We start from the raw sequence: 12,233 nt of genomic DNA, 5'->3' as shown, positions 1-12,233 counted from the left end.
GCCGCGTTAGCGGTTCCTGCCAGGCTGATGTCGCCAGCGTTGCGGACATTTGAGCCCCGGCTGCTACCCTGCTTCGGTTGGCCAATGACTGAGTTCGCTGCGTTGGACGAATGCGAGCTGACTCGCTGTTTTTCATTGCCCGCTGACCAGCGGGATCCTGTGGCGTCAATCCGAATCATATCGGCGTCCCACGCGGAGAGATTATCTTGCGAAGCGGGCACCAAACGCTTTAGGGCTGGACAGAAAACCGAGTTCTTAAAAATATAGTGCGGATCCAACCAGTGTTTTTAAGTCCCCCTGATTAGTTGAACGGATGGTTTGCAGTAATTGAGAGCCCTCTCCGGGAGGAAAGAAGTGAGGGCGATAATCGGACATGGTTCATGATGTGCTGGGATCCGACATTAGGTTGCCGGGCAAAATGTGGCTGTCCCTCAATCGTGTGTTTCACGGTCAGCGCATTGCTAGCTCTACATATAGAGAACAAGGCCCTTGCTAGGTTAAGCCGCAGGAAGCGCATGCACTGTCCCCGCCAGTAAGTAACGTCAACACGTTACTTACTGGCTTTAACCAATGCTTGGCTTTCCCGATAGTATTTGATGTAGGCAGGCGGATCGACAATCCAGGTGGTGACCATTGGATTTAGCGAGTCGTCGGGCGTTAAAGAGCCACCAGCTCCCCAGTGCGGCATCTCAATAGTGGAACCGAGGGCTGGGCCACTTGCGTTGATGATCGCATCGTCCTGAATCTCTGCTCGACCTGGTGGTTGCCAAGACCGCGAAACCAGATGGTTCGAATTTAATTCCGGTAGAAGCATTTTAGCGTCTTGGGAGAACTTCGCTCCTTCCTCTACCTGGCCCGGAGGTCGCCAAGTCGTTCGTTCTCCGTTTTCCAACCACAAAGATTCTTTTCCTATTCCAGAAGGCAACGCGAGGACTTGAGAGTCGTGTCGTTTCTCCCTCCAGAAAGAACTGATCGGCAGGCCCGATGCCGAATTTCCGTTGTTAAAATTCTCTCTCGCACTTCCATATTGATCAGTCAGGCTCTTGATCAGTGCCCCCCGCCACAACCGGCTAGCCATTTCCTGATCCGAGACGTGGCGGCGCATCCACATCGCTACGACTTTGCGACTCGCCGCGGGGGGCTCGTCGAAAATGGCCATGTACTGTCGGCCGTCTTTGGATACGAACAGGCGACCGGAGGTGTAAGGCTGAATCTTCTTAAAATCGGCCGGAGTCGGCTGCTTCGAAAGCCCTCGGTCAGCGACCAACACCCGTCCAACGTCCAGATGCTCTTGGATTGCTTTTTCGGCGTCGTCAAAACTCATCCCCAGTTTTACGCCTGCGATCGATTTATCGAACTGTTTTGAACCGCTATCCTCCTTCGCTGGCTTGGGTGGTTGTGCTTTTTCAACCACTCTTTCCTTAATAGCTCGGTACTCTTTGAGAACTAAAGGTAAGACGGTTTTGCCCGTGGCTGGATCAACCAATCGGGCTGATTTTAAACGCATTCCGATAATTGCGTACTTCCCCGCGTCCCTCATGCGATCGTCTTGGGGGGCCGTACGTCGATACCGCCAATAGCCATCGATCCAGTGGTGACGAGGAGGTTTGTCAAGAAGTTCGAATGTCTCAGGGTGCAGCACAACTTCCAATTTTGGATTCTGCGTCGAAGCGGATAGTTCAGCATTCTCCGGAGGCCAGATCTCCTTATCAAATCGAAGCAACGGAAAAATCGGTTCCGACTGATTGGCGACCGGTATGCCCGCAATCCGCCGATTGCTTGCGGCGGGCCATTGGCTAATCTCCCCCTTGGCGTCAGGAATTGCGTATTGCTGATCTAGAAAGACATCAGGCGGGGCAAGCGAAAGCAGCTCCGAGATTGCACTGATTTCCTCAGCTGGCATGGGGGGATGAATGCGTTCGGGGTTATTGAGTTCGTAGATGATGTCAGAAATACGCAGGTCGATGGTTAGCCATCGATATGGCTGGCCACCGGAAAGAATGGCTGGGCTGCGGATGCTTTTATCATTCCCCACGAATTCAAAATTCTCAAATTGAACCGCGAAGTCCTCGGGTAGAGCTTCACTCCAGCGACGCGTCCACGCCTTGAATTCATCGGCTTGAGGTTTGCGTTCCTCGAAAGCTGGAAGTTGACGGGATCCTTTCTTGAAGAAACGGACGCCATCGCTGGTCACGCCCGACATCCCACTATTCTCCAATCTCCATCGCATGGCCATGAGTTGATCGAGTTGCTGTTCGTTTTCAAGAAACTCTGGAGCAATTTTGCCAATCAGGGGAAGAACGTTTTGTGGCGTGAACCGATGCGGACCTGATTGATCGCTGGGGACCGTTGGAATCGCCCTCTTCGGTTTGTTGGCTGCCAGTTTATTCAGCGAGCCTACATCCAAGGCTTCCGAGAAGATAATCGTTTTTTCGTCCGAGAGTGCGATAAGTTTCTGGGGATTTGCTTTCAGCACCACGTAGGGCTGATCTCCGATTAAGTTCTCATGGACCTCCAGTCCGGTCACTTTGAACTCACCCTTGACCGCAATCGGGATATCGTCCGGTTTCAATGCCAGCGACTTATCGACAACCTCCTTGGGCAGTTTTCTGACCAGGGTGTCGACGGGGAATCCGAAATCGAGCAGAAACTGAAGACTCTTGTATGCAGTGCCCGGCGCTCGAAACAGATTGGTCTGAGTTCCCTTTTTACTCAAGCGGCCCCGTTGATCGAAGGCCAAGTTTTCATTCAGCGAATAGTGGTGATCAGGTTTGGCCCCCAACTCTTGCAGTTTTTCATGCAGTTCTGGACGATGCGGGTGGTCAATAACCGTTGGCTCATCGGTGTCCCCATTCGTTTGGACTTGGACGAGTATCTGGAATCGGTCTTCAGCCACCTGATTCCGTTTGACCAACCAATTGGTCAAGCACGATTGCTGTTGTGGACTTAATGTTTCCACTTTTTCATGAGCATATCGGCCGTTTCGTCCCAAGTAGGTCGGAAAGAAAGGGCGCCGACTGGGTGCCAGCATTTCATCTCCCTGTGCCTGGAGGCCCGCCAGGATGCTGATCGCCTTGTTCCGTTGTTCCTCGTCGGGCTCTTGATTTAAACGAGCAAAATTGGCAACTGCGTGGTTCGCTTGAAAACTCTCCTTGACCACTCGATTAATCGCTGCGTAGCGTTCTTCGTCCAATTTGCTGATGTGTCCCCATAACGCCCCCCAAAACTCTGGGTGAACTTCAAAGGTCGGATCGTTGGCTGCCAATCCAGCCAGCGCCAACTCATCCAATGGAATTGGCTGACCTTTTTCGCCGATGACTTCGTGGCCCTCATTCAACAACACGGGGGCCGGTAATGACTGCAGGTCGAACCGATGCCGCAGCGTTTTGAGCGTCGGTTCAGCGTACAGCCCAACGGACTCGACCTTGGCAAAAAACGCTGGTTCTTCGCGTGCGACATGGCCCAATAGTGGCACGCTTTGAAAGGTTACTACCGTGCCTACAAAGGCCCACCGTTCGATCTGATTTCGCCCCAAGAAAGATCGGGTTTTGGATGGCAGGTTTTGAACCACCGATGGGTCAACCTTCCAAAATGTTGAACCTTGCAATGGTGAAGCCAATGTATTCCATTTCTTTCGCGACGCTCCCGTTGTCGGCAAGACTGGCAGCGAGTCGGCCCATTCCGTCCCGGGCGCCATCGGTTCGAAACTTTTGGTCAACGCGGCGACAGCCATTCCGTTGCGAACAAAGTCATACGTTGACGGGGCGGCAAAAAGTCTCGCGTTTGGAGTTGCGTAAACCTGGGTTTGCGCTAAGTTTGCTTCATGCTAACTCTACGCGACCATCATACCGGTGACCTGTTCGATCCATGGGAATATCTGGGGCCCAAGCGAAGACGTTTGCTTGATCGGAGTTGGGCCGGAGTTTTTCGGGACTATTTGTTGGAGCAGCTTCCTGTCCGCGATCTTGCGACCGGGTTTCGCGATGATTTTGGGCGTCCGACGAAGGATATCTATGTCGCGATCGGTGCGTTGATTCTTCAGCAACTCCATGATTTCACCGACCAGCAAACCACTGAAGCAATCGCGTTGAATATCGCTTGGCATTACGCGTTGGATATCAGGCACAATTCCGATGCATACATCTGCGAGCGAACGCTCCGCAACTATCGCAAGAAGGTGCTCGACGCTGGCCTTGATCAAGTTCTTTTCCGCACGCTGACAGACAAACTCATCAAGGAGATCGGTGTCGACACAAGCAAGCAACGCCTTGACTCGACCGCAGTACGATCAGCCATCCGTGGATTGACTAGGCTGGGAATATTAGTCGAGGCAACGTGCAAGTTTCTGCGGGAGCTCAAACGAAAGCATCCGGAACAATATTCGTTGGTCGATCCAGAAATCATTCGCAAATATGTAACGCGAACAGGCGACGGTTGCTTTGGCGACACACGGCCCAGTGAGTCAAGAAAGCGGATATCGGAAGCCGCCGGAAATGTCTTTAAACTCGTTGAGTTCTTTCAAGAAACGGAATGCTCGACTTTAGAGAGCTACCAGTTGCTACGGAAAATTTTTCACGAGCAGTGTGAGGTCTCTAGCACAGGTGAAGCACCCGTCACTGTGCGGCCACCGAGTAAAACGGGATGTGATGGCGTGATCAATCCGGCTGATCCCGATGCTCGCTACAACAAACATCGCGGCACGGGCTATCTCGTACAGATCATGGAAACGTATGACGAGGAAGATTCCGAGGAGCCAGATACTTCAATCACTCCAAAACCTGATCTGATCACCCATGTGGCTGTGGACCCGTTAACAATGCACGACAAAGACGCACTGACTCCTGCATTCGATGACACTGAGCAGCGTGGCATCAAGCCGCAGGAACTTCTTGCCGACTCGCACTATGGATCGACTGAGTGCATCGAAAACGGAAATGGTCGCGATGTTGAAATCGTTGCTCCGGCGCAAACGCCTAAAGGAAAGTTGCAAGGCAAGTTCACGCTTGAAGACTTTGACGTCGATGACGAAGGACGCATTACACGGTGTCCTGCCGGACAGCGGCCTGCAGAGACGAGCGTCGCTGGCATTCGTCTTCAAGTCATTTTCATGACGGAAACATGTGAAAGTTGTCCTCACAAGGATCGGTGTCCAGCATCATCGGTAGGACGTAGTTCAGTTCGCTACCAATACACACACGATCGCGTGCGCCTTCGACTACGCAGATTGAAGGAAAGAGGCGACGAGTTCCGTGACCGTTATCGATGGCGTGCCGGAGTTGAGGCAACCATGTCAAGGCTCAAGTACCAGATGGGAATGATTCGATTGCGAGTCCGAAAGATGCTCAACATCACCTATGTGGCAACCCTGCGCGCGCTCGGGCTGAACATCCGTCGCGTTGCCGCCTACCGCTCGGCAGTTGGGTAAAGCAGGTGGTCTGCGCGGGCATCTGCCAGCAATGCATCGGCGCCACGTCTCCCTGGCCCTAGCTGCGCATCGAGAAGGTCGGCGATTGCGTGAAAAAATACTGCTGATCGAAAATTCTTCATACCATTCGAGATGACCTTTTTGCCGCCTCATCATACGTTGAAAATCGGGCCTGGGAAACAAAGCGGAGGCGGATTGGAGAATGGACAGCCAAATCGGCGAGTTGTTTCGCATGTTTCTGCTCAAAAGCCTGTCGCGACGCGTTCCTTTGGAATTCGTCGGCACCCTTCCAAACGCCAAGGGCGCCGTCTGTTTGGAATCGGTACTGGATATACGTATCCGCGATATTTTTGGGGAGGTGGTTGGCAATGAACGTCGGTAGTTGGTCCTCAAAGTAGGAGGGGGCGGCACCGAGAACGACTCGTTCGATAAACCTTGCCAGAGCCGCCCGTTCGTTCGCCAGTTGTTCGTTCGCCTGTTGGTATCGTCTTCTACTAGCGTCTGACTGGTTTGCCCCCGCAGGATCGAGGAAGTGCCCCGCTCTGACGACCGGCAAACCATTCAGCGTCGCTAAACCATGCTGAGACGCAAGACGTTGCATATCGCGATCGATCTGATCGCCCGCGACCGGTTGTTGAGTGTTCTGCGTCAATCGCTCGGCCGCTTCCGAAGCATAAATCTGATCTTGCTCGCTCAACACGTTGATCGCGACTTCGATGATCCGGCCGTCCTTCCTCCGCAACTTCACGCGATCGTCGGTTTGGCCAATCAGGGCCGCCTCGACCGAGTGTTTGCCATCTGCGGTCCGCCAAACTCGGGGTTCCTGGGCGTTTAGATCGGTGAACGCCGTGAGGCAAGATGCGACAACGAAAATCAGAAACTGCAGATAGTTGGTCAGGCGAACGCTGAACATACGGGCATTCCGCAAACGTGTTTCTTGTTTTATTCTTGGACCCATGATTTGCCTTTCATCGAGGATCGTTTGAGGACGGTTGTTCGAACGAATACGGACGCGTTTAAGATCCGCATACTGCTGCGAGTACCGCGAGAGTGCCGAATGCAATCCCCAGTACGAGAACCACCGTCAGGATCAAGAAGCAGAGATAGAGAGACATCAGCGTGAGACCGAGGGTAAGGCGGCACAGGAATTTCACCATCAAGGGGGCAAACCAACCAATTGCAGCCATGACCAATAGAAGGAGTCCGGTGCATTCGAGGTGTACTCCAGCAACCAGAAACGCCAAGACGCCAGTCGCCTTGAATACCAGCCCCGTCCAGCTGGGGACCCATGTGAAACCGGATGAAACAAAGTCGATAATGTTGTCTGTCCATTCGGCTGCGAATTCTGCCGCGTCGTCAAGAATCCCCGGTCCTGTCGCGACTGCGGCGTCTCTGCCAGGCCTCATCTGCTCCCTGACCCGTTCCGAACTTATCAGGCTGTGGTATTGACTGGCTCCGTACATACTGGCAATGCTCGCGACGTTTCCTTTACCGTCGATGCTGGCTCCGAGGGCGGTATAGAAGTCATTGTCATTCATTGGTCGGTCCTCGCGGTGTTGGTTGATTTGCGTCTCTACATCACTTGGCGTCGTCGTGCTCGCGCGTGTGCAAAACTTGCTGAGATATTTTCACTGCCCCGCTTAGAGGCGTTCCTTGCCGTAACCGCTCGCAATGCTGAACCATTCTGGAAGGCTGGGCGTGCAGCGATTATTCTGTTCGGTTATGAATTGCCCGTCGGGAGGGGCGTGCTCATGGGATACTTTGTTTGTTTTAAGGCAAGGGAGTGCCGGAAAACGCGAACGGTCGTTTCTGGCCGGGGGTGGCCGGGCAAACAGCTTTTCCAGATTGTGTTCTCCACGCTTGTTGGCGAGATATCAGGGACGTGAGTGCAGTCGAGCCTGACGCTTTTCAACCTTTTTTCTAGTTGTTCTCCGTTCCCAAAAACCGCAGCATTTCCGCGTGACAGACACTCCCGAAAAAAACGATGCAAATGAGTGGGATCCGTCGATTTACGACGAATTGCATCGCATGGCTGAGAAAGCGCTGGCGGGGGAACGTGCCGGTCATTCGATGCAACCGACGCTCCTGGTCAACGATGCTTTTCTGCGGTTGCAGGACCAGAGAAATGTGGATCCTGGGGACCGATCGATGATGCTCGCTGCGGGCGCGACGATCATCCGGCGGCTGTTGGTGGACTACGCACGTCAACGAAAACGCCAGAAACGCGGAGGGAAAGATGGCCGGGGAATTCCGTTGCACGTTTCGGTCGCCGATAACGCCAAAGGTTTAGACGTCCTCATCCTCAACGATGCTCTGGAAGCACTTGCGAAAGAGTTGCCACGGGCTGCGAGGATTGTGGAACTGAAGTTTTTTGGCGGACTGAAGGGCGAAGAGATCGCTGAGCAGCTGAATATTTCGCTGCGAACCGTCAACAACGACTGGAAATTCGCCAAGGCATGGCTGTACCGCGAACTTGGACCGGACGACGAGAACGACTAATGACTGACTCCCCAACTGCAAGGGCGCAGGAACTGTTTCTCGCGGCTCTCGAGCTGCCGGACACTGAACGCGAACCCTGGCTGAGACGTGAATGTGCGACCGATCCACCTCTGTTTCGTAATGTGATGTCGTTACTGGGACACGCAGAGCCTACCTTCGATCGGCTGGAACAGAATTTGGACGATGTTATCGCGGACCTACCTCGTGCTGAAGACAACCAACCGTCAAGCCCTCAGCATGAACCGGACGCTCCATCGACAGTCAGTCGTGATGATTTTCTTTCCAAGCTCGCCGAAGTGGGGGTCCTTACTTCGGATGAGCTTGAATCGATCAGTCATTCGACGTCCGTGGACGATCCCGGCACAGATCCTCGAACACTTGCATCGAAACTCGTCACTGAAGGTAAGCTAACGGACTACCAAGCGTCTGCGCTGTTGAAGGGAGAGCCCGATCTGTTGATCGACAAGTATCTGATTCTCGATTTGATCGACGTCGGCGGGATGGGGATGGTGTTCAAAGCCATACATCGCACCATGAATCGTGTTGTTGCGGTGAAGATGATTTCGCCGCAGATGCTCGGCTCTGCAAGCCAGGTCAAACGTTTTCAGAGAGAAGTCCGTGTGGCCGCCACTCTGGAGCATCCCAACATCGTGCGGGCGTATGATGCCGACAAAAGTCGCGGCGTTCATTTTCTGGTGATGGAATACGTCCGCGGCGACAACCTAAACAAGTTGGTACGCGATTCAGGACCATTGTCACTCAGCCTGGCGGTTGACTATATCCGTCAGGCGGCTGTCGGGCTGCAACATGCCCACGAGCGTGGGATCGTGCATCGGGATATCAAACCCGGAAACCTGCTGGTTAGCAGCCAAGGAACGATCAAGGTACTCGATCTCGGACTCGCGCACATCGATGATTCTCTTCGCCACAAAGATGCGGAGCCGGAAGACGAAAGCGGGCGCACTCAGGTCAGCCAAGCTGAGCTAACCACTGCCGGTGCGATACTCGGCACGGCATCGTTCATGGCACCGGAGCAATCACTCGACGCTCATTTGGTCGATTTTCGGTCGGACGTCTACAGCCTCGGATGCACGCTGTATTTCTTGCTTACTGGGGACACGCCCTATTCCGGTAGCACCGTGTTCAAAGTTTTTGTGGAACATCGCGAGGGCGAGATTCCGTCGTTGCAGGAGGAACGTCCAGACGTACCGGATTCGGTTGAATCCGTTTTCAGGAAGATGGTCGCCAAGAAACCAGACCATCGATTTCAGTCGATGAGTGAACTGATCGTGGCGTTGGAAGATTGTCGCATCGCGCGTCCGGAGTCGCAAAGTCCTGCTTCGTTGCCGGATGCCGCGGCGCCTGCCGAAACCGACGCGGGGAAGGTCGCAACCTCGGGCCAGTCCGTGCGCTCCCCAGTCACCAAGCAACGAATGCCCCTGATCTTTGGGGCAATCTTTGCCGTCGTGCTAATCGCGCTTGCCGCCATTTATCTACCGGAGTGGAAGTCTTCACACACCTACGCGCCGTCGGGCGTCACAACCGAACCCGGTATAACATCGTCAACCAGCGAAGCATTGGCCGATGCGGATACAATTGCTACGAACCACAACCACTTTGTCCAAGCACACGGTTCCGCAGCGGACCGGATTACAGCGGGCAACTGGGATTGGGAATTGGACAAGAATCTCGGCCCGATAGTCAATTCCCCACAGATGGAGTTTGGTGCCGATATGTCTGCCGATGGGTTGACGCTCGTCGTCTCGTCGAGCCGGGGCGTCGACTCCACAGACCGGGACCTTTTTATGTTAACTCGGCAATCAGCAAACGCTGAGTGGTCCGAACCCGTCGGATTGCCGCCGGAGATCAACACGAAGGCCGGAGAGACCTCGCCCCAATTGTCAGACGATGGTTTGACTCTCAGCTTTATGCGAGGTGCAAAGCGATTCACCGCTCGCCGAGAAAGCAAGAATCAACCCTGGTCGCCGCCGGTTGAGGGCGCTGACGAGGCCGGGCTTCCGCCCAACATCGTCAGCCTGACACGCGATCGGTTAACGGCGTTCAGCATGCGAAAAAAGGTGCTCTCGGAGACCGAGTCCCGGTACGTGCTGCAGACTTGGCGACGCTCATCACAAAAGGAGCCTTTTGGTCCATCTACGATCTCCTCATTTGATGCTTCGGGGGTACCGATGAAGGGCGCGACGTTAAGCAAGGACGGACGTATGTTTGTTTCTGCGACGCAGATCAATCCAGGCGAGACGCCCATACGGACAGCCCTGTTTTGGGCAACAAGGGATGACTGGACGGCACCATGGTCCGCCCCGGTTCGCATGAACCTCCCCGAAATGAGCGGCATCGGTACACCGCGTCTGTTATCCAACGCGACGTCACTTCTTTTTGTTGCCCAACACGCTGACGGTGGACACGGTCGTGCCGATATCTGGATGGCTAGTCTTGTCAAGAAAGGGGACGCAGAAGGGGACACCCCAAGAGATCGGGCAAAATGAGGCTGTCCCTCAATCGTGATGCCTGGCCAAAGTGTGCCTGTCCCCAATTTTTGGGCCAAAGTATGCCTGTCCCCAATTTTGTTGAAACGATGCGCGCGGTCGGCTGAAGCCTTCACTCCAGCGGAAATTGGGGGACAGGCAGTTTTGTCATTGTGATCGAATGAAGCACGATGCAAAACAAGAAGCCCAAGCACCGGGAATGCCGAGACTGCGTTTCTGTTGAAACGCCTTGGAGCCGGTGGCTTCTCAAGCAAGCAGGTTCACTGAGTGGACATCGCCACGCCTTTGGGAAGGACGCGCGGCGGGGTACGCTCGCGCTGCAACGAGAAAATATGATACGACGTGCTTAAGCCAACAGTCCTGGGATCACTTGGCCCGGTTGGCCGTCGGTGAGCGTTTGGTCGCGGTTGGCGCGATGGAACGTCAACTGTTCGTGATCTAGGCCAAACAGATGCAGCAGCGTGGCGTGGTAGTCGAAGTGGTTGACGACATCTTCGATCGCTTTGTGCCCCCACTCATCGGTCTTGCCATGCACGTGTCCGGCTTTAAAGCCGCCGCCGGCGACCCACATGCTGAAACCGTGGGTGTTGTGATCGCGACCGTATTTCGCCCGTCCGGCATCGTTTTGCACGACAGGTAAGCGGCCCATCTCACCGCCCCAGTGGACGACTGTCGAATCGAGCAGCCCACGCTGTTTCAGATCCCGCACCAACGCGGCACTCGGTCGGTCGACCTTGCGACACGCGGCTGGAAGGCCCTTGATGATGCCGCCGTGGCTGTCCCACAACTGGTTCGCGGTGTAGACCTGCACAAAACGGACGCCACGTTCGATCAATCGGCGAGCGATCAGGCAACGGCTGCCGTAATCGGCGGTCTCCTTTTCGTGCATCCCATACATTTCCTGAGTCGCCCGGCTCTCTTGGCTCAGGTCCATCGCATCGGTCGCGGCAACTTGCATCTTCGCCGCCAATTGGTAACTGGCGATCCGAGCTTGCAGATCGTGTTGCCCGGGCCGTTGGGCGCGATGCTGTTCGTTCAATTGCTCCAGAAATTCGAGCGCTCGCGCTTGGGCTTTTCCTTTCAGGTGAGCTGGCGGAGTTAGGTCGAGGATTCGCGGTTCGGTCGGCCGGATCACGGTTCCCTGATAGACCGATGGCAGCCAGCCGTTGGACCAGTTTTCCACGCCTTGCACGGGCAGTTGGCCTGGATCGATCAACGCCAGGAACGAGGGAAGGTTATCCGCTTCGCTCCCCAGGCCGTAGGTCAGCCAGCTGCCCAGCGAGGGTCGGCCGGCGGTGATTCGGCCGGTCTGCAGCGCGCGGATCGATTGGCCGTGGTTGTTGACTCCGGTTTTGGTCGACCGGATCAGGCAGATTTCGTCGGCAATCGACCCGGTGTGCGGGATCAGTTCCGACAATTCCATCCCACATTCGCCCTGCGGCGAGAATTTCCATGGCGAAGCAAAGATCTTGGAACTTGCGTTAGCCGCGTCGTCATATTTGATCTCGTCGGGGAAATCTTCGCCGTCATGTTTGACCATCTCCGGCTTCGGATCGAACATGTCGTGGTGGCTGGGCCCGCCCTGCATCCACAACGAAATCATCGCCTTGGCTTTGGGCGGATGGTGCGGTTGCTTGGGGAGCGTGTCGAAGGAGAGCGGTTCCAGGTTCGGCTGTTGTGGATTCGCTTTGGCTTCCTGTTGGTTCATCCATGCCATCGCCAACGATCCAACGCTCATCGCGCTCGAGGCCATGAAGTGTCGGCGTGCCGATACGCTATCGATATTTGGTAGGTTCGTCATT

7 protein-coding genes are annotated in these 12,233 nt (G+C 54.8%); 3 read left to right on the top strand and 4 right to left on the bottom strand.

Annotated features, from left to right (window positions below; translation table 11 throughout):
* Positions 1-550: 550 nt before the first annotated feature.
* Positions 551-3,607: a hypothetical protein gene (locus tag Poly24_RS16965; RefSeq protein ID WP_145097971.1), complete on the bottom strand. Its 3,057-nt coding sequence runs from the start codon at positions 3,605-3,607 to the stop codon at positions 551-553.
* 216 nt (positions 3,608-3,823) lie between these two features.
* Between Poly24_RS16965 and Poly24_RS16960 the strand changes: the two genes are divergently transcribed.
* Positions 3,824-5,425: a transposase gene (locus Poly24_RS16960; RefSeq protein WP_145090452.1), complete on the top strand. Its 1,602-nt coding sequence runs from the start codon at positions 3,824-3,826 to the stop codon at positions 5,423-5,425.
* A 118-nt stretch (positions 5,426-5,543) separates the two neighbouring features.
* Here the strand turns inward: Poly24_RS16960 and Poly24_RS16955 are convergent, their stop codons facing one another.
* Positions 5,544-6,338 (bottom strand): SHD1 domain-containing protein, encoded by a 795-nt coding sequence (locus tag Poly24_RS16955; RefSeq protein ID WP_197451976.1) that lies wholly within the window; start codon positions 6,336-6,338, stop codon positions 5,544-5,546.
* A gap of 103 nt (positions 6,339-6,441) precedes the next feature.
* Positions 6,442-6,963, bottom strand: coding sequence for a hypothetical protein (locus Poly24_RS16950; protein WP_145097965.1), 522 nt, complete (start codon positions 6,961-6,963; stop codon positions 6,442-6,444).
* Positions 6,964-7,384: 421 nt separating this feature from the next.
* Here Poly24_RS16950 and Poly24_RS16945 point away from each other — a divergent pair, with 421 nt between their 5' ends.
* The gene (locus Poly24_RS16945; RefSeq protein WP_145097962.1) at positions 7,385-7,924 is read left to right on the top strand and encodes an ECF-type sigma factor; all 540 of its coding nucleotides are present in this window, start codon (positions 7,385-7,387) and stop codon (positions 7,922-7,924) included.
* The gene (locus Poly24_RS16940; RefSeq protein WP_145097959.1) at positions 7,924-10,431 is read left to right on the top strand and encodes a serine/threonine protein kinase; all 2,508 of its coding nucleotides are present in this window, start codon (positions 7,924-7,926) and stop codon (positions 10,429-10,431) included. The genes Poly24_RS16945 and Poly24_RS16940 overlap by 1 nt, the downstream gene beginning before the upstream one ends.
* Before the next feature lie 346 nt (positions 10,432-10,777).
* On the opposite strand, the gene Poly24_RS16935 is transcribed toward Poly24_RS16940, so the two are convergent.
* The gene (locus Poly24_RS16935) at positions 10,778-12,232 is read right to left on the bottom strand and encodes a DUF1501 domain-containing protein (protein WP_145097956.1); all 1,455 of its coding nucleotides are present in this window, start codon (positions 12,230-12,232) and stop codon (positions 10,778-10,780) included.
* Between the last annotated feature and the right edge of the window lies 1 nt (position 12,233).

Source organism: Rosistilla carotiformis (genome assembly GCF_007753095.1).
GTDB classification, from domain to species: domain Bacteria; phylum Planctomycetota; class Planctomycetia; order Pirellulales; family Pirellulaceae; genus Rosistilla; species Rosistilla carotiformis.
Note: the sequence above shows the minus strand (reverse complement) of the source record. Positions and strands in the feature narration are given on the sequence as shown.

Bases quoted from the DNA above. Each gene is read 5' to 3' on its own strand.
- Poly24_RS16960 (WP_145090452.1), top strand. From the start codon at position 3,824: ATGCTAACTCTACGCGACCATCATACCGGTGACCTGTTCGATCCATGG.
- Poly24_RS16955 (WP_197451976.1), bottom strand. From the start codon at position 6,338: ATGTTCAGCGTTCGCCTGACCAACTATCTGCAGTTTCTGATTTTCGTT.
- Poly24_RS16950 (WP_145097965.1), bottom strand. From the start codon at position 6,963: ATGAATGACAATGACTTCTATACCGCCCTCGGAGCCAGCATCGACGGT.
- Poly24_RS16940 (WP_145097959.1), top strand. From the start codon at position 7,924: ATGACTGACTCCCCAACTGCAAGGGCGCAGGAACTGTTTCTCGCGGCT.
- Poly24_RS16935 (WP_145097956.1), bottom strand. From the start codon at position 12,232: ATGACGAACCTACCAAATATCGATAGCGTATCGGCACGCCGACACTTC.